Genomic DNA, 21,457 nt, shown 5'->3' with positions numbered 1-21,457 from the left:
GCGAGGAGCCCCGGGCATGATCGACGCGAACGCGCGCGGCGCCTGGCAAGAGCTCGAGGCGCGCCTCCGTCCCTTCATCGTGCGCCGCGTCCCCACCCCCGCCGACGTCGACGACGTCGTGCAGGACGTGTTCCTGCGCATGCAGCGGGGCGTGGGTGGGCTGCGCGACGACGAGCGCTTCGGCCCCTGGGTCTACCAGGTCGCCCGGAGCGCCATCGCCGAGCACCACCGGGCCCGCGCGCGGCACGTGCTGGCTGACGGCGACGTCCCCGAGCCGGAGGCCGAGCCCCCGCGCGGCGAGGGCGGGGCCGCCGAGCTGCTCGCCCTGGCGATCGGCCCGCTCGTCGCCATGCTCCCGACGCCCTACCGCGAGGCCCTCACGCTCACCGAGCTCGAAGGCCTCTCCCAGAAGGCCGCGGCCGACATGCTCGGGATCTCGCTCCCCGCGATGAAGTCCCGTGTCCAGCGCGGCCGGGAGAAGCTGCGCGCGCTCGTGGAGCAGTGCTGCGAGGTGGCCCTGGACGCGCGCGGGCACGTCATCGACTGCGTGCCGCGCATCCCGGGCAACCCGTCCCGCTGCTCCTGCGGCTGACGCGCCGCGCGCGGCCGGCGCTCGCGCCGCGCCGCCCCACGGGCCCCCTCGCCAGAGGGCCTGCCGCACCCCTGATTCCCCCCACACGGACCGCGGTCCCTCTCCCGCCCCACGAGCACCCTGTCCGGACGTCCACGCCTGCCCGAGCGATCCTCCGATCTCCGGCGGTCGATTTCCGGCGTCCTCGTCGCCCGACCCCCGTCTTCACCGGCGGAGATCACCGACATGAACGAGATCGCATCCATCCTGCTCGCCGTTTACGCCGTCGCCGGCGCGATCGACGGGATCTATCTGCACCTCTGGAAATACCGCCTCTTTGCTCATGAAGCCTCGCGCCGCGAGCACCACCTGCACACGATCCACACCGTGCTCTTCACGATCGTCGTGGGCACGCTTTACGTCGCCCCGAGCGCCGGGCTCCTCCTCTGGGCCGGCGTGGGCGCCCTCGCCGCCTCCTTCGTCGTCGCCGTGCTCGACGTGCTCGAGGAGCGGGACGCCCGCGCGAGCCTCGGCGGGCTGACCCCGCGCGAGTACGCGCTCCACGTCGGGCTCACCGCGCTCAACGCCGCCTCGGTCGCGCTCGTCCTCGCCGCGCGCCCCGCCGCCGCCTGGTCGCTCGACGCGCCCGTGCTCCTCGACGCCGCGCTCCCGGAGCTGTCGCGCACCATCGCGCTGAACCTCTTGCCCGGCGCCGTGCTCACGGCGCTCGCGCACGTCGTGCTCGGGCTGCGCCCGGTCGCCATCCGCTTCGCGCGGCCGGGCCTCGCCTGAGCCCGCGGCGCTACGCGACCTTGCCCGGGCGGTACCAGTCGAGGTTGTTGGGGAACGGGAAGCTGTTGATCCCGAGGCTGATGCTGACGTCGAGCGCGCGGACGTGGTGCCACCAGCCGACCGGGATGAAGAGCGCCTCGCCCGGCTCGAGCACCACGTCCTTCACGAGCACCGGCTCCATCGACCCCTGCTCCGGATCGCGGCCCGCGTACATCGCGCGCGCCCCCTCGAACAGCGACGTCTCGAACGGCGCGATCATGCGATAGCGCTTCCGGCCGTACACCTGGCCGAAGAGGATGTTGGACGTGTCGTGATGCAGGGGCGTGACGGTCCCGGCGGGGCCGAGCCACAGCGCCGAGCTGCCCAGGGCCCGCTGCATGGCGCAATAGCCCTCCGGGAGCGCCACGTCGTCGAGCAGCGCGCCGAGCCTGGTCCGCTCGAGGACGCGGTTCCTGGCGACCATGTAGAAGTCGTTCGTCCCGGCGCGCGCGGCCTCGATGCGCGCGACGAAGTCGCGCAGCGAGGTGCTCTGCGTATGTCGCTCCGCGTGCATGTCGTAGTCGGGGTCGCCCTCGCGTCCCGTCGTGACGTCCACCACGACGTCGCCGAAGTGCTCGGCGAGGTAGGCCGGGGTCCACCGGCCGAACGCGGGCCAGCGGGTCACGACGTCGGTGAGGATCACCGGGATGTTCCCGGCGATGAAGACGTCCCGGAGCTCGGCGGCGGACACGCCGGAGCGCCGTGGGATGCCCGCCGGGTCGCACGCGGCGCGCGCCATTCGCTGTTGCAGCCGGGCCAGCATCTCGTGCTGCCGCGCGGCCCGGGCGAACGGCCGGGCGGCGGCGAAGATGGGCGATCGCACGATCGCGGAGAGGAGCTCGCTGGCTCGCGCGCGGCCCACGCCCGCGGCCTGGAGCCGCTCGACGATCTGCCCCTCGGGCACGCCGCGCAAGAGGTTCTCGGTGGCCCAGCGCCACCACGCGGGAGCGACTTCCAGCTCGCGATCCTGTTCGCCCATCGTCAGACCTCATGGCGCCGGGGGAGGCGCCGGCGCGACCAGCGACCGTATCACTCGCACGGGGGAGGCACGGGGGGAGGCATCGGCGGGATGATCTCGCCCTCCTCCTCATCCGGCGGCGGCATCGGCGGGATGATCTCGCCCTCCTCCTCATCCGGCGGCGGCATCGGCGGGATGATCTCGCCCTCCTCCTCATCCGGCGGCGGCATCGGCGGGATGATCTCGCACCCCTCTCCCTCATCCGGCGGCGGCATCGGCGGGATGATCTCGCACCCCTCTCCCTCATCCGGCGGCGGCATCGGCGGAATGATCTCGCCCTCTTCGTCTCGCGGCGGCGGCATCGGCGGGATCGGATCTCCTCCGCCACGGGCCTCTTCCTCCGGATCCTGGGTGGTAACGGGATCCCCCTCCTTCCCTTCCTGCCCGACGCCCGGCGCGCTGCACGAGATCGCGAGGATCGCGACGGTCGCAGCGGCAGCGCGGGACACCCCCCGGATCAGGGCTGCCGTCTGCGGCGGCGGCGTGGGCCGCGGCGACAGCAGGTCAGCGTCGTCGGAGCGTGAGATACGCGACATGAGAACCTCCGACACCATGACCTGCAGGACATGTGCCAGCGCTCCACCATCGAGATGCCGCTCGAGATCTCGTCCTCCGCAGCGATCGCACCCCGGTAACCCCCCTTCCCCTCTGGCCCAGAATGGCCCACCGTCCGAGAGACCGCCGCGCGATCGATTTCGCGCATCGAGCGCAGCGCGCGTGAGCCTGTGGCCAGGTCGCCCGCCTCGTCGTCCCGGGGCCGGAGCCCTCGGCCTCAGTCCTCCCACACGTCGACCCGCGGCAGCCCGCGCGCGTCCCGGGCGCGATCCACGATCGACTGGATGAGCGCCGTCTTGGCCTTCGTGTACGCCAGGCCGTCGCGGCGGTGCTCGCGGGCGAGCCGCTGCTTCAGCGCGCCGTAGGCGCGCGCGTCCTCCGGATGCGCCCGGAGGTGATCGCGGAGCAGCCGCTCGTTTCGCTCGTGCCAGGTCGCCTGCCCGACGATGTGCAGGTGGAAGGCGCAGGCATCGCCTGGCGTGCGCTTGCGGAGGAAGAGGCGATCGCGCATCCCTGTCGGCGTGAGCTGGTACCCGATCTCGCCGAGGCGCCCGAGCGCCGCGGAGGCGTCGGCCAGCCGCAGCACGGCGGCCATGATGTCGATCACCGGCTTGGCCTCCAGCCCGGGGACGGCCGTGCTCCCGATGTGCTCGATCGCGACGAGGAGCGAGCCGGTCGCCCCGAGCAGCGCCTCGCGCTCTGCGCCACACCTCTCGGGCCACGCCGGATCGTGGGGCACGACGAGGATGTCCGGCGCGGGCGTCTGTGAAGATGCGGTCATGGGCGGGGTCCTCCCGGAACTGATAACCTAGAGTACCGATCGCGCTGAGCTCCGACAAGCAACCACAGAGACACAGAGGGCACAGAGGAGAGAAAGAAAGAATCTTCTCTCTGTGCCCACTTTGCCTCTGTGGCTCGAGTCCCTCTCATTTCCTCGTGGTTTCAACCTGTTCGGTGCTCTAGAAGAGACGCCATGGGCCGCACCTTCTCCGAGCTGAACGAGCACCTCACCGGCTTCCTCGCCGAGCAGCACCTGTTCTTCGTCGCCTCCGCGCCCTCGGGCAGCGGCGGACACGTCAACGTGTCGCCGAAAGGACACGACACCTTCCGCATCCTCGACCCTCGGACCGTGGCCTACCTCGACCTGACCGGCAGCGGCGTCGAGACCATCGCGCACCTGCGCGACAACGGCCGGATCACGCTGATGTTCTGCGCCTTCATCGGCCCGCCCAGCATCGTGCGCCTCTATGGCCGCGGCGAGCCCATCTTCCCCGCCGATCCGCGCTTCGACGCGCTGGTGGGCCTCTTTGCGCCGCCAAAGGGCGTTCGGGCGGTGATCCGCGTCGAGCTCGAGCGCGTCGCGACCTCGTGCGGCTACGCCGTGCCGTTCATGGCCTACGAGGGCGAGCGCGACACGTTGATGAAATGGGCCGATCGCAAGGGCCCCGAGGGCATCGCGCAGTACCAGCTCGAGAGGAACGCGACCAGCATCGACGGCCTGCCAGGCCTGCCTGCGCCCCCCGAGGCGGAAGCTCCGGTGCGATCCGGCGCGGCCGTGGACGGCCGACCCGAGGCCGCCCAGGATCTCGTCAGGCCTCCGCCTCGCAACAAGATCTGAGAATTTCGTCCGGCCAACCGGAATGGCAGCGTGCGCTGCATTCATCGAGGCCGCCCCCAGATCGGGCTTCCCACTCCTGGCGAGTCCGGGTAGGAAATCGGCCTGCGTGAGCTCCTCTGCTCCGGCTCGACGCTGGCGTGGCGCGCCCCGGGTGGGCCGCCTCGTCCGCGTGCTCGAGCCAGCAGCGGGGTCGGAGAGGCGGCGCGGCGGGAGCCGGCGCCGCGCGGTGGCATCCTGTCCGAGCGCGGACCGGAGCAACGCCAGGGAAGATCCATGAGCAAGAAGAAGAAGCATCGAGTTGCCATCGCGCTCGCCGTCGCGGTCCTCGGGAGTTTCGCCGGCTGCTGGACGGGCGGAATGGTCGACGTGTCCGACTGCGACATGCTGTGCTACGGCCTGGACCCCTTCGAGTGTGATGACCGTTGCGAGGTGTGCAGGGGCGGCTGCATGGAGATACCGCCCCTCGGCTTCGCCGATCCCATCCTGCTCTGGATGGGCGACGCGAGCGACGAGGCGGACGTGCCCGAGTGCCCGGCGGAGGCCCCGGAGATCGTGTTCGACGGCTACGGCGGCTTCACCGGCGAGCACGCGTGTCCGTCGTGCCGGTGCGCCGCGCCCTCGTGCGAGCTGCCATCGGCCCTGACGGGGAGCGCGTCCCCGGCGTGCGACGGGCAGGATCCCACGTCGTTCAGCGCCCCTCCGGGCTGGGCCGGCGCGTGCACGGCGCCCGCCGCCGTGCCCTCGGGCGCGCTCGGCTCGCTGCTCATCCCGGCGCCGACCGTGAGCGCGTGCGAGCCGACGCTCGATCCGGCGGCCGAGCCGCTCGGGCTGCCGGCGCCCTGGGGCCGGCGGGCGCGCGGCTGCGGCGGCTCCGAGGCGAAGCACACCTGCCGAGATCCCTCCCTGATGTGCATCGCGTCCCCCGTGCCGCAGCCGGAGGAGTTCTCGATGTGCGTGCTTTATCTCCGCAAGGGCGTCCCGCGCTGCCCCGAGGAGTACCCCGAGCTGCACGAGTTTCACCGGGGCGTCGACGACACGCGCGGCTGCACGCCGTGCGCGTGCGGCCCGGCCGAGGGCAGCGCGTGCACCGCGCTCGTGTCGGCCTACGAGGACGGCGGCTGCGCGCGGCTCCTCGGCGCGGAGACGGTGACGCTGGCCAGGCCCGGGTGCGTGACGGGGCCGGACATACGGCTGGCGAGCTGGGACGCGCAGTGGATCGAGGACGAGCCAGGCGCGTGCGCCCCGAGCGGTGGAGCTCCGACGGGCGCGGTAACGCCGGAGGATCCCGCGTATTTCTGCTGCCTGCCGAACGAGGTCCCCGTCCTTCACTGACGGCCTCGTCCGCCGCGGCTCACGCCGCATCGACCGTTCCGCGCGGCCGAGCACGCCGCGCTTCCGCGCTGCTGCGCTGCCCACAGAGCGCTGGAGACGGCCCGCTGCCCGGCGCCGAGCTCTTCCGGCGAATCGGGCTGCTGGCCGTGCGCTTCGCGGTATAAAGGGATCACGTGAGCGCGAGGGGACGAGCTCACGTGAAGGGGCAGCCATGCAGATCGCACGATGGGGCTTGTTGCTCGCGCTCGCTGCGGGCGGCTGCAGCGCGTCCGAGGGCGGAACACGGCCGCCGGGCGACGGCGGGGGCGGCGTGGATGGCGTGGGTGGCACGGGCGGGGCGGGCGACCTGGACGATACGTTCGCCGTCGGGGTCGGCGGCAGCGGGAGCGGCGGGGGCGCGGACGGCGGGTGCAGCGAGCGAGCGGCGCTCGTGTACGTGCTCTCGCAGGACAACGAGCTCTACAGCTTCAGGCCCGATCGCAAGGAGCTCACGCGGGTCGGACGGCTCGACTGCCCGACCGCCATGGAGCCGAACTCGATGGCGATCGACCGCGACGCGGTCGCATGGGTCAACTACGTGGAGGCGGACGCCGATGGCGATGTCGCCGGGACGCTGTTCAAGGTCAGCACCGAGGACGCGCGCTGCGAGCCCACCTCCATCGCGCTCCGGGGCGGCTGGTCCCGGCTCGGCATGGGCTTCTCGAGCGACGCCTCGAACCCCTCGGCGGAGCAGCTCTTCGTGGCCAGCGCCGTGACCGGGCAGAGCCTGGGGCTCGGCAGGCTCGACGGCACGTCGATCACGCCGCTCGGCGAGTTCAGCGGCTCGCTCCGCGGCGCCTACGCGGAGCTCACCGGCACCGGAGACGGACGGCTCTTCGGCTTCTTCACCACATCGCCGGTCCAGCTCGCGGAGCTCGGCAAGGGCACCGGCGAGATCCTCTCGTCCACGCCCCTGCCCGGCATCGAGACCCCGAGCGCGTGGGCGTTCTCGTTCTGGGGTGGGGACTTCTACGTCTACACCGCCCCGAGCCAGGCGGAGTTCCCGTCCCGGACGACGAACGTGACTCGCTATCGGCCGTCGGACGGATCCATCGACCCCTCCTACATGACCAACATCGGATTCCGCATCGTCGGCGCTGGCGTCTCGACGTGCGCTCCGGTCGAGCCGCTCCGCTGAGGCGCCCAGGTGTCACGCTGGGTGTGTCCAGTGGCATGGTGGGTGTGCCCGATGGACCGTGGATCGAGGTCGTGATGTGGATGAGGCTGCTCCCTGTGCTCTCTCTGGCGCTCGCCGGGTGCGGGCCGGCTCCGGAGGCGGGGGCTCCGGCGCACGACGACATCTTCAGCGCCGCCGGGCCGAGCGAGCTCATCGTGCTCACGGCCCGGGGCGAGCTCGTCAGCGCCGATTTCGAGCCTGAGCGTGTCCTTGGCCCGGACGTGAGCCTGAGCCTGCACGATCGGGACGACGGGCGCGCCGGGCGCGCGATCCGGGGCATCGCCTTCGGCCGCACCGTGAGCGTCACCGCGGACGACCAGGGCGCGACCGGCGTCGTCGGCGCCGCGCCGCTGGCTCTCTCGGTCACCCGGGCGGACACGGGGCTGCGCGCGCGCGGCCTCGTGGCCGGCGACCTCTCCGATTACCGGCTGGACGAGCGGCAGCTCACCGGCGTCATCGGTCGCTGCAGCTACGAGCTCACCCGGGTGGGACGGGTCTACGAGGGATCGCGCCGCTGCGGAGACCAGCCCCACCGGGTGACCGTCCTCCTGCCCCGCGCGCTGCCCTCGTGGAGCGACGCCGCCCGCGCGGCCACGCTGGCGCTGCTGCTCGGCATGTGAGCGGCTGCTGGCCGCGCCGGCGGGAGGTGCGGCCCCTTGGGGGCTCACCTCCGGGGCTTGCGTTCCGGCGAGCCCCTTTTGTGGCTCGCCTGCACTTCAGCCGCTCCGGTGAGCCCCCAAGGGGCCGCACCTCCCGCCGGAGAGCTCCTCGACGCCACACCTTCAAGCGGGGCAGGTGGCGTCACTTCGCCGGAGGCAGGTTTCCCGTGCTGACGCCGAAGGTGAGCAGGAGGTTGTTCTGCACCTGGAACCTGTCGATGAGCTGAGGCTCCCGGACCGCCCGGAGCTCGTAGTCGAGAGACGCCCACTCGACGAGCTTGAACGAGAGCGCGCCCACGAGGGCGATGTTGGTGAGCTCGAGCGCGCCCCGATCGTCGCCGGGAGGGAGGGCGCTGCGGGCGATGGGGATCATGGCCTCCGCGCTGGCGCGGTAGAGCACCCGCTTCTCGGAGAGCGCGCCCCAGGCTTCGGCCGTCACCTCGGCGCCGAGCTGGTACACGTTATCGAGCTCGGAGACCTCGATCGTGGGCGTACTCGCGTCGTCGGAGATCGCCAGCTCGCCCCTCGCGACCGTCTCGCGGCCTCCGGCGCCGGCGCGGAGCTCGACGTTCACCGCGTCCTGCGTGACGGGGCGGTAGAAGGCGCCGAGCGACTGCTTCAGCATGAGCGGCTGGAACGGGCTGGTCAGCGCGAGCCGGTCGCCGGCGCGCGTGTCCGTCGTGCCGTCACGGCGCTGGATGAGGTACGTCGCCGGCTCCGGCCGCACGTCGGCGCCGCGGAACACCGTCGTCTCCAGGACGAGGCGCGCGAACGGGCCGAGCGTGGGGATGAGGTGATAAAGATAGATGCTCTCGACGCTGAGCGCGTCGCGCGACTTCACGAGCTCATCGATGAGCGGGGTCCGCGCGACGCCCGCGCCCAGGGCGACGGTGTTCCTCCACTCGTGCTCGGCGTGGTTGTAGCTGAAGAGCCCGTCCAGCTTAATTCCGAGGATGAGCGTCGAGCCGTCCGGTTGCCCGACGACCGACGCATTGTTGGTGAAGCTGATCGTCGCCCCGCTGCTCAGCTGCCAGTCGAGGCCTTGCCGCCGCCCGTCGCTCTCCGTCGGCGTGATGACATACTCCTGCTTCGGGGCCTCAAGCTCGGCCGTCTCATCCGCCGCTGCAGCCCGGGGGAGCGCGAGCGCCGCGATGGCGAGAGCGAACATCGTACAGTAGCTGCGATTCACCCAGTAGCTGCGATTCACCCGATCCTCCATTGTACAGAACATGACGAGAAAGTGCCCCGACACGCACCGAAGCCGCGCATCCCGGGGGGCGGGATGGGACTCGTGCCGTTGCGCGCGGCGGAAGGTATTCGCATTCTGGCCGTCGGGCCAGCGACACGTGCACGCGGACGCACGCGCGATGCTCGGGGAGCGGCGTCGAACCAAATTGGCACGACACTTGCTTAGAATCACTGAAACTTGCTGACGCCTCGGCGCCTCCTCGCCCTGCGATCGGGCTCGCTTCGCCTGCGCGCCCGCTGGGGGCGAGCATCCGCTATCCTGCTTGTCGCCGTCGGCAAGCCCTGATATCGCGCATCCATGAGGGCCGCCCAGCGGGAGCAGTATGGTTCGCCCGACGTCGTTCATGTCCGAGATGTCGCGGTGCCCACGCCCGCGGACGATGAGCTGCTGGTCAAGGTTCACGCAGCCACGGTGAGCCGCACCGACTGCGCGTTGCTCGCGGCCCGACCGCCCATCATGCGCCTCACGACGGGTCTTCGCAGGCCCAGGATCATGACCCTGGGCACCGACTTCGCGGGCCGGGTGGAGGCGGTCGGCGCGCGGGTGAGCCACTTTCGGGTGGGTGACAGCGTCTGGGGAATCAACGATATGGGGGCGAGGTCTCACGCAGAGTACCTCGTCATCTCGAAGGACGACGCGGTCGCGCCCATGCCCGCCGGCCTGAGCTTCGAGGACGCCGCGGCCTGCCTCGAGGGCGGCTGGTATGCCTACAGCGTCGTCGACAAGGTCGAGCTCGGGGAGGGTAAGCGCGTCCTCATCAACGGAGCCACGGGGGCGATCGGGTCCGCGTTGCTCCAGCTCTCGGTCCACCGCGGCGCCACGGTCACCGCGGTGGGAAACACCAGGAACCTCGGCCTGTTGAGGTCGCTGGGCGCTCACCGCGTCATTGACTACGAGCAAACGGATTTCACCACGGACGACCGGGTCTACGACTACATCTTCGACGCGGTGGGAAAGAGCACGTTTGGTGCCTGCAAGCACCTGCTGGCGCCCGACGGGGTGTACGTCTCCACGGAGCTCGGCCCCGGCTGTCAGAACGTGCTCCTGGCGCTCGTCACCCCCGCTCTCAGGAAAAAGAGGGTCATCTTCCCGATCCCGATCGACCGCAAGAGGTTCCTCGAGGCCATGGGCCCGCTCGCCGCCGGGCGCCATTTTCGGCCCGTGACCGATCGCACCTTCACCCTCGATACAATCCGGGAGGCCTATACCTACGTGGCTTCCGGACAGAAGACAGGCAGCGTCCTGCTGAAACTCTAGGGCGACTAACGGGTTGAAACCGCCTGAAAAGTGCAGAAACTCGAACCGCCAAGGCGCCGCCAAGAACTGGTTCTCTCCTTGGCGTCCTTGGCGCCTTGGCGGTTGAGCTCTCGCTTGTTCAACATGATCGGTGCTCTAGCACGACTGCGGGAGGTCGGGCCGCAGTGGCTCAGCGAGCGCCGCGCGCTCGCGTACGACACGCCGCTCCGCGCCTCGCTCCTGCGCGTCCTTACGCGCCCGAAGCGGACCAGCCGGCCGTGGGAGATCCGGTGACGCGGGGACGGAGCCTCGGCGGGCTGCCGGCACACCAGCAGCCCCGCCGAGGAGGCGGCGTCACTCGTCGGCGGGATCCGTGCACACGCTCTCGGCGCTGCACTCGTCCAGCGCGGCGATCGCGTCGAAGATGCTCTCGGAGCAGGCGACCGCCTTTGCGCGCTCTTCGCAGACGTCGTAGCGGCTCTCGTTGATCTGTCCCGAGCCGCACTCGCTCGCGGGCCAGAGGTTGGCCGCGCGCTCCTCGAAATCGCGCTGGCAGTCCCCTTCCGTTGCATAGGTCTGCTCGTCGCCGGCGCCGTAACCGGGGCAGCCCGCCTCGGTGTCGGCGTACCTGTCGCACGCCGCCTCGGCGATCTGCGTTATGCGCGCCTCGCGCGACGCCTCGCCGGGCAGCGCGTCGTTCACCGTGTCCGCGGCATCGTCACAGCCGGCGGCCCCAACCAGGAAGATCGTCGTAGCCAAAGAAGCCCAGAGACACTTTTGCATCATCGTTTCCTCTCTCGCAGCTCGCCAGGGTGTCTGATGGCGGCCTCACGCGTGGCCCGCTTCGCAGCCATGCGCCGCGGGCTCGCTACCACGCACGACGCCTCAAGCACCGGCCATGCCAGGGCGCTCTGCGCCGCTTCCACGGACGCTCGGAGGCGCGCTGCGCCGCGGATCGCACGTGTCCGCTCCGGCGCGCGGCCACGCGCCAGGCGCACGCTTGTGGCAGATTGCGACGGTGCGTGCGCGCGCGTCCCAGGAGGGTTTACGCGCCGACGCGGCCCATCAGGGCGGCCCGTCCCCCTCTCGCGTACGCGGCGGCGAGCCGTCGAGATCGGCCATCTTCCCCTCTCGCTCCAGTCGCCAGATGTCCTCGTCGGTGACGAACTCCCGCGCGAGGAGCTCCCGCGCCCGCTTGATCTTGGCGAGGAGGACGGGCTCCGTGACCGGGATGCTCGACTCCCTGGTGGGCATGGGCGGCGGCTTCATGAGCGAGAACGTCCCGCGCGCCGCTCCCCCCTCCGCCGTCTCTCCCTCGAGGAAGTACGTGATCGTGAAGACATCCGGCTCGCTCACCGCGTCGAAGCTCACCTCCACATCGACCCCCTGCCCCGGCGGGATCTCGACCAGGCCGAGCGAGACCTCCTCGCGCGGTGAGCTGTCCCTCGCCGACATGTAGTGCCGCACCGCCGAGACCGAATCGATCCGGACCGGCGCGTCGCCGTGATGCCAGAGGCGGAACGCCTGCCGGACCACGCCGTCGCCGTCCTGCCGGGGAAAGCGAGGCGTCGGCGTCGCCATGAGGGTCACGATCCCCCGCTCGGTGAGGTTCTGAAAGACGATGTTCGGGATCTGGAGCAGGGCGCGGCCGGTGAGCTTCTCGCCCGCCTCGCCCCGGACCTCCACCCGGATCAGAAACTCGGAGACGAGCGTGGTCTGTGGACGGCGCTCGTAGCTGTGCGTCACGAACGGCGCCCTCGTGCTCTCCGATTCGCCGTCGTCGAACACCCAGGCATAGCTCGCTGGCTTGAACGGCCTCGCGTGCGGATCGTCCTTGACCCCGACGTCGAGGATCCGCGCCGTGAGCTCGTACTCGGCGGCCGTGTTGGGCAGGAGCCTCTGGGTGATGGCGACGATCCGCTCCGGCTTGCAGTCGTTGACCTTGTACCGCGGGACCTCGACCTGGCGCACCACGTTGTTCCGCCCGAACACGGAGATGGTGGGCATCTCGTACGAGCCGTCCTGATCGGGCCAGATGCGGAGCGGCACCCGCGACCCCGTGTGCCTGCCAATGACGGTGTGGAGATACTCATCTGTCCCGTTCGTGGTATGGGAGCGCACGGTGATGAGGTTCTCCTCGCCGGCGCACACCTCCGGCTTCTCGACCTCGACCCCGTCGATGATGGGCGCCGGCTCCGGATCCGCCGCGGGCGCCCTCGTGCGCGCTGCGGTGACGCCCGCCGCGCGCCGCGCGCCCGGCGGCGGCGCCTCGGGCGCGCCCGCCTTCCGCGCCGCCTGAACGGGCTCGGGGACCCTGGGAGCGCGGAGGGACCAGATCAAGAGCCCCAGCGCGGCGGCGAGCACCGCCACGAGGGCCCATCGCGCCCTCGACCGATGCGCGCCGATCTTGGTCGTCATGGCCTGAGCTCCTCGCCTGCGCGAGCGCAAGCGCTCTCGTCAGTACCAGCACCCGTAGACGTTGCCTGCGGAGTTCCACTGGACATTGTGGTTGATATCGGCGGACCAGACGGTCGCGCCGGCTTGCGTCCCCCAGGGGTGCCCGCTCCAGCCGCCGATGCGGTCGGGGCTGATGGACACGGCGACGGTGCTCGGGTCGTCACGGACCCCTCTCCACAGGCTGCTGCTGCTGGTGTCGCACCTGTGCGAGGCCATGCAGTTCGCGACCTGATCGGCGGCCTCTGTGCAGATGCTTGCAAAGCAGACGATCGAGGTGCCGAGCTCGCCCCAGAACCCCAGGCTCTGCTCGCAGTCACCCCTCACCCCGGCGTGGAGGGCGTTGGCCGCGCTGGCGAGCTTGGCGTGGTTGTACGTGTACGGGGGGATGACGCCCTGGCCGTCGGCATAGTGCGCGTAGGCCAGAAAGGTAGAGCAGACCATGCCGTTGTTCCACGCCGGCTCGCCGGTCGGGGTGCCCTCGGTGGTGCGGTACTGGTAGAATGAGTAGGGCACCCGGCCGCCGCGGATCTGCGGTCGCGCGATCTCGGCTCCTCCGTCGACGCTCGAGCGATCGGTGTAGTAAGGCACGGTATACCAGATGTGGTCGCCGATCGACGCGGCCCTCTTCGGATCTCCGACCTGATACGTCAGCGCGGTCGGGCCGCTCCCGCCGCTTCCGTGAAGGAAACGGTAGATCCCCCCCTGGTTGACCTGCTCGAGCCCAGGATAGCCGCCTATCAGGTCGCTGGGCGTGATGGGTGTGCTGCAGACCGCAGGCCAGGAGTTCTCGGTGGGCTGCTTCATCGTGGCGTGCGTCACCCACCTGCCGGCACCATGGGAGAGCATGGAGTGCGTCCGGAGCTCGCCGACGGCATTGAGGACGTCGCCGATCGGCCCCGAGCCGGCGCTGAACACGGCCGCGCCGTTCGGCGCATTCCAGCCGGCGCTGGAGTACCCGCACGCCTGCTCGGTGGCGGCAGCGGCGGAGGCGATGCACGACGACACGACGACGAGCGGCAGGACGATCGCTGGCTTCACGGGCGCACCTCCGATCGACAGCATGGCTGTCGAGACACGACGCAGTGACGCGGGCGCGTGGAGCGCCCCGGGCTCGGGCGTACGAACATCGCGAGCGGCCCGAGCCGGCGGGCGTGCTCGCTCGGACACGGAAGGATCCCTCGCCCGCTCGCCCCGGGCTCGGATCGCTCGAGATGTTCGTCCGTCAGAGCCTGTGGTTCGCAGGGTCGAGCAGAAGGAGTTTCAGAGGCGCTCGCGCGGTCCCCCCGATCCCAGGAGATAGTGTGGTCTCAAGAAACCGCGGGCAAGCAGAAAATGGACGTGGGATTACCCTCTACCGCCGCGGTCAAGCGCGCCGCATGATCAGGCTTTACGGACGTTCAGGACGGATTTGTCGGACCTTAGAGCACCTCGGCCAGGCGCAGCGCACGGCGAACGGCTGGACGCATGACCAGGGTATCGTGAACCCCGACCGGGCGGCCGCGATGCTGATGCCCGGATGCCCGCAGGACCGTTCGCCGGCGCGGACGGCGGCGCCGCCTCCGTCGCGCGACGCCCGCGGGCGGCGCGGGCCGTGTACCCGCTAGTTGGAGCAGACGATATCGGTGACGCCGCTGACCCCGCAGAAGGTCCCCCAGCTCCACTCGATCGCATTCTGGGTGAAGAACAGGTGGCAGTTGTCGAGCTCGGTGCACGGCGCGCCCGCCCCGTGCGACACGAGCTGGGAGTAGCCGTTGATCTCGCACGCCCAGAGAGCGCACGTGGCCGCGTCGCCGCAGCCGTTCCAGCCGTCGCACGAGCCATGGTGCCCGTAGGCCTCCCCCGGCTCGGTGATCATCACGCCCACCGGCGGACATGCGGCGCAGGGACCGCCGCAGTCGACGCCGGACTCCCCCTGGTTCTGGATCCCGTCATCGCAGGTCGGCGCCGTGTAGCAGACGCTCAGCATCGGGCGCCTGGCCGCGATCGGCTCGTCGCTGCTCCTGAACTCGGTGTTCAAGACCAGGTCTTCCTCGAGCGCGATGCCGTGGTTGTCCCCGGCGTCGGACCAGCCCTGAACGACCGCCGTCAGATCGGCCGTGACGACGCTGGTGAGCTCGTTCCGGGCCAGAATCGTGGCCACGACGGCTGCGTCGTAGCTGCCGGCGGCGCTCGCCCACGTCGCGGTGGCCTCGGACCAGGGCGCGGTGACCTTGTGCACGCGCACCGTGCTCTCGCCGCCGGTCCGCCAGACTTGATAGAGCTTCAACGTGGCCGAGTCGATGACCGAACCCGCGGGGATGAAGCCGAGATCGAACTTGAGCAGCGAGCGCCTCTCGCTGCCGTTCCCCAGGCCGGTGTAGAACGCAATGGCGGCGCCGTCCGAGTAGCTCGGCGCCGATGCGTCGAGACACGTGTCCTCGACCGTGCTGCCGGAGAGGCCGCGCTGGACGTCCACGCACACCGAGAGCGCCTGCTTGGCCCGCCCGGTCTGCTCGCGAGGCTCGCCGCTGAAATCGGTCGTCTCCGCCGTGGTGGGCGCGCTGCATCCGGCGAGGCCGAGCATCGCAGGAATCACGAAGATCGCGGTCGCAATCGTCTCCTTCATCTCATTCTCCTTCAAAGAACCCATGAGGGTGGATCTATCCCTCGATGCTCCCGTCCGTCACCCGGAGCCGATCAACCGATGGCGTCGCGCGACACCGATCACCAAGAATCGCGATCAGAAGCCCCCGCGGCAACCGCGCACTGGACAGGGATCGAGCCGCAATGTCAACAAGCAACTCAGGATCGGCGATGGCTGTCGCGATGTAAAGCCGATCGCAAGAAGCGGACGGTTCGTCGAGGTCGAGATCCGGTCGTCCGCGGAGAGCAGGGCCGACAGGGGTCCTCGCATCGTGGCGTATCGGGTGGACGCGGGCCCCCCCGGGACGCTGTCACCGAGGCGCCGTGGCGCTCCAGCCGGGCGTCGGCGGCGGGACGACGCAGGCGTGGGCCGGGGCCACCGGGCGAGGAGACGTCACCGACACGCGTTCGGGCGAGCACGGAGAGTTGCAGGCCACGCGCCGCCGCCGCCTTGCCGCACGCGAGGGCTCAGGTCTCTAGCATCCAGCAAACAGCGGGCCAGCCGACGCGGCGGCGAAATCGTGCGCCCGGCAAGCCGAAACACGGCGGACGGGGAGGTGGTCGCCGCGCGCTTGCGCATCCCTGAACGGCGCCTGGACACGCCGGAGCCGCTTCTGGACACGCCGGAGCCGCTCCCTGCCGCCCGAGCGCGCCGCTGTCCGTCCCGTCGTGTAGCGAATGACAGGCCGCGCGGTGGCTGCTAGAGCACGGGGCGTATCGGCACCATGAAAGCCGAAAACCCGCCGGGCACGGAAGGGCCGAGCCGCTCGAAACCCCCGCGCCCCGGCGGTTTTTCGTTCGCGCCTCGCGCGCCGCACCATCCCCCGATTCCGTGACGAAGCCCAGATCCGATGGCAACGCGCCGGGCAAACCGGTCGCCGCCGCTTCAGCCCCCCTCCTCGAGGGGCGCTCCACGCCCATCCCCGTCGGGCCGCGGCTCGAGGCCGTGCTCGAGCTCGCCTACCGCGCCCGGCGCCCGGTGCTGCTCGAGGGGCCCACCGGGATCGGCAAGAGCGAGGTCGTCCGGCAGCTCGCCGAGCGGCTCGGCATCGCCACCGTCGTCCTCGACCTGAGCCTGCTCGAGCCCCCCGACCTCGTGGGCCTGCCGACCATCCGGGACGGCCGCACCGTCTACGCGGCGCCGTCGGTGCTGCCGCAGGACGGCGCCGGCATCCTGATGCTGGAGGAGCTGAACCGGGCGGAGCGGTACATCCAGCAGCCCGCGCTCCAGCTCCTCAGCGCCCGGCGCCTGCACGAGTACGAGCTGCCCGCCGGCTGGGTCTGCTTCGCCGCCGTGAACCCCGAGTCCGCCGACTACCAGGTCACGCCCCTCGACCGCGCGCTCCGCGCCCGGTTCCTCAACCTGCACGTCCGCGCCGACCGGGCCTCGTGGCTCGCCTGGGCGCAGGTGAACGGGATCCACCCGGGCGTGATCGCCCTCGCGCAGGCGCACGAGCGCATCCTGGAGGAGGTCCCGCCGCGCACCTGGACCTATGCGTCGCACGTGCTCGGCGCGCTCCGCCCCGAGGAGCTCGCCGACGGCGTGCTCCTGCGCGACGCGCTCGGCGGCTACCTGCCCCCGAGCTGGGTCGAGCTCCTGCTCGCGTCGAAGGACACCTGGTCGGCGCGGCTGCCGTTCGACCTGCGCGCCCTGCTCGCCGACTACGGCCCGACCTCGCCCGCGGGCAAGGCGCTCCGGGCGGCGCGCGAGCGCGGGGAGACCGACCGCTTCGACGAGGTGACGACGCGGCTCGCGCCGCTGCTGGAAGGCCCGGAGGTCGGCGTGCTGGCCGCGCAGCGGAGGCTGTCGCTCGCGGCGTTCGAGGCGCTCCTCTCCGATCTGCCCGGCGATCACCGCGAGCGCCTGCAGGACGCGCTCGGCGGCAACGCGACCGCGACGCAGCTCATCGACGTGCGCCCCGAGGAGCTGCTCCAGAACTACGCCGGCAGCGCCGCCGAGCAGAAGGTGCTCGCGTGGCGCGCCGACCCGCTGCGGCAGCACCGGGTGGGCCTGGTCGTGACCGCGCTGTCGGCGCACCTCGCCCAGCAGGCGAAGCTCGTCGAGGTGCGGCGGAGCAACGTGGCGCGGGCGTGCCTCGGGCAGCTGCTCACGCAGCTCCCGGAGCGCTGGGCCCTCCGCCTGGCGGGCACGCTGAAGAAGCACGGCGTCACGCCGATACGGCCGCAATGAAGGCGAAGGCGCCGGCGAGCCGGGGCGGGGTGAAGGGAACGGCCGGGGGGCCCGAGGCCCCCGGCGGCGCGGAGGCGGCCGGGCGAACGGCGGCGGTCGCGGGCGGCGAGGCGCGCGAGGACGCGCTCGCGGCGTGGCTCGACGCGTTCGTGCGCGATCCGGGGTTTCTGGAGCGGTATCCCTGCTATGCGGCGATCCTCGCGCGGCTCGCGCCGGTCGCGGACCCCTCGGTCAAGCGCATGGCGGTCTCGCTGTTCGAGGGCCGCTTCTTCCTCCACGTCAACGTGGAGTCGTTCCTGCGCGAGCCCGAGTACCTCCGGGGCGTGCTCCTGCACGAGGTCCACCACGTGGCGCTCGGCCACCTCTGTCACCCCAGGTTCGCGGAGGCGGACGAGCCCGAGCTCATGGACCTCGCCCTGGAGATGTCGGCCAACGAGTACATCGAGGAGCCGCTGCCCGATCCGATCCGCTGGCAGCCGTACGCCCCGCTCGGCCTGCGCGGCGGCCAGAGCACGCTCGAGCGCTACGATCTGCTCGTGCGCGCGTCGCGCGAGGGCAAGCTCCCGCAGCGGGGCGGCGAGGCGGTCGACGACCACCGCGTGCTGCGCCGGCCGTCGCGGGAGCCGGGCGCGGTGGAGCAGACGCGGCAGCTCCTGCTCCACGCCGCCGAGGAGGCGAGCGCGCTCGCGGGCGACGGGAGCCCGCGCGAGCTGCCCGGCCGGCTGGTCGCGGGGAAGACGCCCGGCCGGCTGATCGAGGAGCTCACCGACGTGCTGGGCCCGCGCGCGTGCCCGCTCGACTGGAAGACCGCGCTGCGGATGTTCGTGGCGCGGGAGCGGGCCCCGGTGCACACGTATGCGCGGCCGAACCGGCGCTTCCCGGGCCGCGTCGGCGAGGTGCCCGGCAGGACGTACGCGCCGCGGACGGTCACGAAACCGTCGCTGCTCGTGGCGATCGACACGTCGATGAGCATGCGTCGCGACGAGCTGGAAGAGATCGCGCGGCAGCTCCAGGCGATGAGCGAGGTGGCCAGCATCACCGTGGCCGAGTGCGACACGGAGATCGGGCGCGTCTATCCGTGGAGCGGGCGCCTCGGGGACGTGGCCGGCCGCGGCGGCACGGATCTGCGGCCGGTGTTCGCGCCGGAGTTCCTCTCGGCGCGCCGGGTCGCCGGCGTGGTGTACTTCACCGACGGCGCCGGGCCGACGCCGCCCGCGCCGCCGCCGGTGCCGGTGCTGTGGATCCTGACGAAGCCGCTGGAGTTCGCGTGCCCCTGGGGCCAGCGGGCGTGGCTCGAGAGGAAGCCGCGACGCGGGGTGGTGTGATCAGCCAGGGCGTGGGCTCAGTGTCTGTCCTGGATTCCTCTTCTGCCCGACGCTGTCGTTCACACGCGGCCGGAGGTCGTCAGGGGCAATGCCTTGTTGAACGAAACCGCCACCCGTCAGGAGAGCACTTCGGTAGCCGTCTTCGCCCCGAGGACGTTATCGATCCAGCGGTCGAGGGTCGCGATGTCCGAGCATGCCTGGATGCGCGCGCTCTCGTTTTCGGCGAGCACGATTCCTGAGCGCGCCAGCAACCGCAGGAGGGTTTCCCTCCTGCCCTTGAGCTCGCCCTCGCGCATACCCTCGAGCTTGCCCTCTCGCATGCCCTCGAGCTTGCCCTCTCGCATGCCCTTGAGCTCGCCCTCTCGCATGCCCTCGAGCTTGCCGCGATCGATGAGCCTCTGCACGAACGGGGGGAGAGTCGCCGCGCCTTCGATCTGCCGTTCCATGATCAACGCCTCCAGAGCCTGCTGCATGGGTTCGCGCAACCCGTCCCAGATGAGCTGAAAATAGACCATCGCGTGTTCCTGGTCGAGCCGGCCCAGGGCCGCGAGCGCCGCCTGGAGCACGGTGAGCCCGTTCGGCCCGTTGCCGTGCGCCACCGCCGACAGCACGGCGAGCTCCGTCTCCTTCTCGGCGTCGGCCGGGTCGGTGATCTCGGGGACGACGGCCGGACCGAGCACCAGCGGCTCGACGTGACCTCGGCCCAGGCCGAGGTCGATGCTCTCCGCCGCCCAGGCGGCCACGCCGGCGTCCGGCGCGACCACGAGGACGACCGTGTCGCAGCGCCTCCTGGCGCGCACGCCCGTGACGTACGTCGGCCACGAGAACTTCTTGTCCGGGTCCACGTCGCGCTGGACCTCGAGGACGATCGCCAGCACGAGCGCGCCGTTCGCGTCGCGCAGCTCGAGCACCAGGTCCGCGCGGAACTCCGCGGGGATGAGCTGGTCGAGCGACGACTCGACCACCGCGACCGAGGCGTGCGGCGGCACCTCGACCTGGAAGAGCGTCGCGAGGACATGGGGCGCGAGCTCCGGGCGCTCACGGAACATCTCGACGAGGGCGTTGTGCTCGAGCGTCGGCATGACACCGGCCTTGAGCACGCCCCATGCCGACGCGAAACGACGGCAGATCGCGAGGAGAAAGGCAGCTCAGGGGTGGCGGCGCCATGGCGGAGAGGGGCGGCCATCATGCCCCCCCTCCATGGTTCGCCGGCCCAACGTCCTGCCGCTCTGGCCGCGTCGCGCGGCGCCGCCGGCAGCAGCGGCCTGCCGGGCGGGATGCAGCCGAGGCCAGAGCTCGTCATCGTCCCAGGACCACGTCGATTCCGCTCAGCACGAGGGAGAGTTTTCGCCGGGAAAGCTCACCAACGCGTGCGCCTGGAGACGTTCTGCCGAGTGCGATGATCGGAGACCCATTGGCGGGAGACCGCTTGGGCAGGCCGGAACCTCGCGGCTCAAGCCGCAAATCACGTGCGATCGCCCGCCAGCCCGCTCGCCACGTCAGATCGCATCTGCCTCGAACGTCAGGCGAATCCACTCCGTGGCGGCCTCACGCGTCTCGAACACGCCGAAATGGTCGCCACGGCGCTCCTCGGCCAGGAGCTCCCCGAACCGGCTGCTGAACTGCACGCTCCCCGACGGGCACACCACGGCGAGCCGGATCCGGTAGTTTCGCAGCTTCTGCAAGATCGCCCCCGCCTCTCCCGAGCTGAGATCGAAGAACGCAGCCGTCAAGTTCTCCGCATAGAGGAGGGCACACCGGACCCTGGCCGCGAAGCAGGCCTCGAGCACACGATCGGCATCCCGGACGCGCGACATGAACCCCTGGCCCGGAGGGCCTTCCACGAACTTCGCGCCGCTCTCGTCGGCCACCGTCAGATCCGTCGCTGCCATGGGATGCCGCTCCTGCGCCTCCGGTCGAGATCCTTGATCCGCTGCGCCCGCGCCCATGGTAACCCGGAACGAGGGCCGCCCGTCAAACGCGGCAGCGCGGCGCGCGCCGGCCTCTCCAGCCGCTACGGCGCGCGGCGCAGCGTGGCCACGCCCTTCCACGGCGGCGTCTGCGCGTGGACGACGAGCTCGCCGTCGCCCGAGAACTGGCATATCGCCTCGTAGGCGACCCCCGCCTCGTCGTAGGAGACCAGCTTGAACCGGTCCCACGCGGGATCGCGGATCTCGTAGGCGCGGTCGACGTGGAGGCCGGGCGAATCCGCGAGGATGCGCCGGCCGTCGAAGCGGATGACCAGGTGCGCGTACTGGAACTCGAGCATCGACGCCAGCATCGGCTCGAGCGGGACCTCGGGGTCGAAGCGGACGAGCCGGAAGCTGCCGCGCAGGCGCGCGTCGATCGACGCGATCGCCGCGGCGGTCGTCTCGGGGCCCTGGGACGCCCCGGCGCCGCAGCCTGTGCCCTCCGCCGCGAGGACGGCGGCCGCCGCGACGAGGAGCAGCCGGGGGGCACGAGGTGCCCTGGATCGACGCAACGAGGGACGGCTCGCCGGGCGCGGCATGGGGCGGAGCTTAGGGCCGGCCGGCGAGCGGCGCAAAGCGCCTCTTTGCCCTCCTGTCGGACACGGCA

At 71.2% G+C, this 21,457-nt stretch carries 21 protein-coding genes; 10 read left to right on the top strand and 11 right to left on the bottom strand.

The window, feature by feature from the left end; genetic code table 11:
- Positions 1-16: 16 nt before the first annotated feature.
- A complete protein-coding gene (locus WMF31_RS14915; RefSeq protein ID WP_436602587.1) occupies positions 17-592 on the top strand; it encodes a sigma-70 family RNA polymerase sigma factor in 576 nt (191 codons plus the stop codon).
- Positions 593-817: 225 nt separating this feature from the next.
- A complete protein-coding gene (locus WMF31_RS14910) occupies positions 818-1,363 on the top strand; it encodes a hypothetical protein (protein ID WP_436602586.1) in 546 nt (181 codons plus the stop codon).
- A 10-nt stretch (positions 1,364-1,373) separates the two neighbouring features.
- Here WMF31_RS14910 and WMF31_RS14905 read toward each other — a convergent pair whose 3' ends face one another.
- The 3 genes from WMF31_RS14905 to WMF31_RS14895 form a co-directional block, all read right to left on the bottom strand.
- The gene (locus tag WMF31_RS14905) at positions 1,374-2,381 is read right to left on the bottom strand and encodes a cupin-like domain-containing protein (RefSeq protein ID WP_436602585.1); all 1,008 of its coding nucleotides are present in this window, start codon (positions 2,379-2,381) and stop codon (positions 1,374-1,376) included.
- 50 nt (positions 2,382-2,431) lie between these two features.
- Positions 2,432-2,956, bottom strand: coding sequence for a hypothetical protein (locus WMF31_RS14900; protein ID WP_436602584.1), 525 nt, complete (start codon positions 2,954-2,956; stop codon positions 2,432-2,434).
- Positions 2,957-3,192: 236 nt separating this feature from the next.
- The gene (locus WMF31_RS14895) at positions 3,193-3,756 is read right to left on the bottom strand and encodes a GrpB family protein (RefSeq protein ID WP_436602583.1); all 564 of its coding nucleotides are present in this window, start codon (positions 3,754-3,756) and stop codon (positions 3,193-3,195) included.
- Between the two features lie 192 nt (positions 3,757-3,948).
- Here WMF31_RS14895 and WMF31_RS14890 point away from each other — a divergent pair, with 192 nt between their 5' ends.
- The 4 genes from WMF31_RS14890 (at position 3,949) to WMF31_RS14875 (ending at position 7,761) form a co-directional block, all read left to right on the top strand.
- A complete protein-coding gene (locus WMF31_RS14890) occupies positions 3,949-4,593 on the top strand; it encodes a pyridoxamine 5'-phosphate oxidase family protein (RefSeq protein WP_436602582.1) in 645 nt (214 codons plus the stop codon).
- 273 nt (positions 4,594-4,866) lie between these two features.
- Positions 4,867-5,925, top strand: a complete 1,059-nt coding sequence (locus tag WMF31_RS14885; RefSeq protein WP_436602581.1) for a hypothetical protein — start codon at positions 4,867-4,869, stop codon at positions 5,923-5,925.
- A 211-nt stretch (positions 5,926-6,136) separates the two neighbouring features.
- On the top strand, positions 6,137-7,102 hold the full coding sequence (locus WMF31_RS14880) for a hypothetical protein (protein ID WP_436602580.1): 966 nt from the start codon (positions 6,137-6,139) through the stop codon (positions 7,100-7,102).
- 80 nt (positions 7,103-7,182) lie between these two features.
- Positions 7,183-7,761, top strand: coding sequence for a hypothetical protein (locus WMF31_RS14875; protein ID WP_436602579.1), 579 nt, complete (start codon positions 7,183-7,185; stop codon positions 7,759-7,761).
- A 181-nt stretch (positions 7,762-7,942) separates the two neighbouring features.
- Here WMF31_RS14875 and WMF31_RS14870 read toward each other — a convergent pair whose 3' ends face one another.
- The gene (locus WMF31_RS14870; protein WP_436602578.1) at positions 7,943-9,007 is read right to left on the bottom strand and encodes a hypothetical protein; all 1,065 of its coding nucleotides are present in this window, start codon (positions 9,005-9,007) and stop codon (positions 7,943-7,945) included.
- A 339-nt stretch (positions 9,008-9,346) separates the two neighbouring features.
- Between WMF31_RS14870 and WMF31_RS14865 the strand changes: the two genes are divergently transcribed.
- Together WMF31_RS14865 and WMF31_RS14860 are read left to right on the top strand one after the other, a co-directional pair.
- A complete protein-coding gene (locus WMF31_RS14865; protein WP_436602577.1) occupies positions 9,347-10,306 on the top strand; it encodes an NAD(P)-dependent alcohol dehydrogenase in 960 nt (319 codons plus the stop codon).
- Between the two features lie 123 nt (positions 10,307-10,429).
- Complete coding sequence (locus WMF31_RS14860) at positions 10,430-10,579, top strand: hypothetical protein (protein WP_436602576.1); 150 nt, start codon at positions 10,430-10,432, stop codon at positions 10,577-10,579.
- A 60-nt stretch (positions 10,580-10,639) separates the two neighbouring features.
- Here WMF31_RS14860 and WMF31_RS14855 read toward each other — a convergent pair whose 3' ends face one another.
- The 4 genes from WMF31_RS14855 to WMF31_RS14840 form a co-directional block, all read right to left on the bottom strand.
- Complete coding sequence (locus WMF31_RS14855; RefSeq protein WP_436602575.1) at positions 10,640-11,071, bottom strand: DUF6184 family natural product biosynthesis lipoprotein; 432 nt, start codon at positions 11,069-11,071, stop codon at positions 10,640-10,642.
- 279 nt (positions 11,072-11,350) lie between these two features.
- The gene (locus tag WMF31_RS14850) at positions 11,351-12,703 is read right to left on the bottom strand and encodes a hypothetical protein (RefSeq protein ID WP_436602574.1); all 1,353 of its coding nucleotides are present in this window, start codon (positions 12,701-12,703) and stop codon (positions 11,351-11,353) included.
- A gap of 39 nt (positions 12,704-12,742) precedes the next feature.
- The gene (locus tag WMF31_RS14845; protein ID WP_436602573.1) at positions 12,743-13,780 is read right to left on the bottom strand and encodes a hypothetical protein; all 1,038 of its coding nucleotides are present in this window, start codon (positions 13,778-13,780) and stop codon (positions 12,743-12,745) included.
- A 562-nt stretch (positions 13,781-14,342) separates the two neighbouring features.
- Positions 14,343-15,347, bottom strand: a complete 1,005-nt coding sequence (locus tag WMF31_RS14840) for a DNRLRE domain-containing protein (RefSeq protein ID WP_436602572.1) — start codon at positions 15,345-15,347, stop codon at positions 14,343-14,345.
- 849 nt (positions 15,348-16,196) lie between these two features.
- On the opposite strand from WMF31_RS14840, the gene WMF31_RS14835 reads away from it, so the two are divergent.
- Both WMF31_RS14835 and WMF31_RS14830 read left to right on the top strand, forming a co-directional pair.
- Positions 16,197-17,555, top strand: coding sequence for an AAA family ATPase (locus tag WMF31_RS14835; RefSeq protein WP_436602571.1), 1,359 nt, complete (start codon positions 16,197-16,199; stop codon positions 17,553-17,555).
- Complete coding sequence (locus WMF31_RS14830) at positions 17,552-18,880, top strand: vWA domain-containing protein (protein WP_436602570.1); 1,329 nt, start codon at positions 17,552-17,554, stop codon at positions 18,878-18,880. Before WMF31_RS14835 ends, WMF31_RS14830 begins: the two co-directional genes overlap by 4 nt.
- A gap of 116 nt (positions 18,881-18,996) precedes the next feature.
- Here WMF31_RS14830 and WMF31_RS14825 read toward each other — a convergent pair whose 3' ends face one another.
- The 3 genes from WMF31_RS14825 to WMF31_RS14815 form a co-directional block, all read right to left on the bottom strand.
- Entirely contained in the window at positions 18,997-19,962 is a 966-nt protein-coding gene (locus WMF31_RS14825; RefSeq protein ID WP_436602569.1) for a hypothetical protein, read from the bottom strand.
- A 417-nt stretch (positions 19,963-20,379) separates the two neighbouring features.
- On the bottom strand, positions 20,380-20,772 hold the full coding sequence (locus WMF31_RS14820) for a DUF4180 domain-containing protein (protein WP_436602568.1): 393 nt from the start codon (positions 20,770-20,772) through the stop codon (positions 20,380-20,382).
- A 122-nt stretch (positions 20,773-20,894) separates the two neighbouring features.
- The gene (locus WMF31_RS14815) at positions 20,895-21,362 is read right to left on the bottom strand and encodes a hypothetical protein (protein WP_436602567.1); all 468 of its coding nucleotides are present in this window, start codon (positions 21,360-21,362) and stop codon (positions 20,895-20,897) included.
- Positions 21,363-21,457: the final 95 nt, after the last annotated feature.

The sequence above is a fragment of the Sorangium sp. So ce1036 genome (genome assembly GCF_051369805.1).
Taxonomy (GTDB): domain Bacteria; phylum Myxococcota_A; class Polyangia; order Polyangiales; family Polyangiaceae; genus Sorangium; species Sorangium cellulosum_F.
This window is presented reverse-complemented; position numbering and strand designations above follow the sequence as displayed.

Excerpts from the sequence above, each read along its gene's own strand:
- WMF31_RS14855 (WP_436602575.1), bottom strand. The coding sequence starts at position 11,071 with ATGATGCAAAAGTGTCTCTGGGCTTCTTTGGCTACGACGATCTTCCTG.
- WMF31_RS14830 (WP_436602570.1), top strand. The coding sequence starts at position 17,552 with ATGAAGGCGAAGGCGCCGGCGAGCCGGGGCGGGGTGAAGGGAACGGCC.
- WMF31_RS14915 (WP_436602587.1), top strand. The coding sequence starts at position 17 with ATGATCGACGCGAACGCGCGCGGCGCCTGGCAAGAGCTCGAGGCGCGC.
- WMF31_RS14820 (WP_436602568.1), bottom strand. The coding sequence starts at position 20,772 with ATGGCAGCGACGGATCTGACGGTGGCCGACGAGAGCGGCGCGAAGTTC.
- WMF31_RS14910 (WP_436602586.1), top strand. The coding sequence starts at position 818 with ATGAACGAGATCGCATCCATCCTGCTCGCCGTTTACGCCGTCGCCGGC.
- WMF31_RS14880 (WP_436602580.1), top strand. The coding sequence starts at position 6,137 with ATGCAGATCGCACGATGGGGCTTGTTGCTCGCGCTCGCTGCGGGCGGC.
- WMF31_RS14860 (WP_436602576.1), top strand. The coding sequence starts at position 10,430 with ATGATCGGTGCTCTAGCACGACTGCGGGAGGTCGGGCCGCAGTGGCTC.
- WMF31_RS14850 (WP_436602574.1), bottom strand. The coding sequence starts at position 12,703 with ATGACGACCAAGATCGGCGCGCATCGGTCGAGGGCGCGATGGGCCCTC.
- WMF31_RS14885 (WP_436602581.1), top strand. The coding sequence starts at position 4,867 with ATGAGCAAGAAGAAGAAGCATCGAGTTGCCATCGCGCTCGCCGTCGCG.
- WMF31_RS14890 (WP_436602582.1), top strand. The coding sequence starts at position 3,949 with ATGGGCCGCACCTTCTCCGAGCTGAACGAGCACCTCACCGGCTTCCTC.
- WMF31_RS14895 (WP_436602583.1), bottom strand. The coding sequence starts at position 3,756 with ATGACCGCATCTTCACAGACGCCCGCGCCGGACATCCTCGTCGTGCCC.
- WMF31_RS14840 (WP_436602572.1), bottom strand. The coding sequence starts at position 15,347 with ATGAAGGAGACGATTGCGACCGCGATCTTCGTGATTCCTGCGATGCTC.
- WMF31_RS14905 (WP_436602585.1), bottom strand. The coding sequence starts at position 2,381 with ATGGGCGAACAGGATCGCGAGCTGGAAGTCGCTCCCGCGTGGTGGCGC.
- WMF31_RS14865 (WP_436602577.1), top strand. The coding sequence starts at position 9,347 with ATGAGGGCCGCCCAGCGGGAGCAGTATGGTTCGCCCGACGTCGTTCAT.
- WMF31_RS14875 (WP_436602579.1), top strand. The coding sequence starts at position 7,183 with ATGAGGCTGCTCCCTGTGCTCTCTCTGGCGCTCGCCGGGTGCGGGCCG.
- WMF31_RS14900 (WP_436602584.1), bottom strand. The coding sequence starts at position 2,956 with ATGTCGCGTATCTCACGCTCCGACGACGCTGACCTGCTGTCGCCGCGG.
- WMF31_RS14825 (WP_436602569.1), bottom strand. The coding sequence starts at position 19,962 with ATGCCGACGCTCGAGCACAACGCCCTCGTCGAGATGTTCCGTGAGCGC.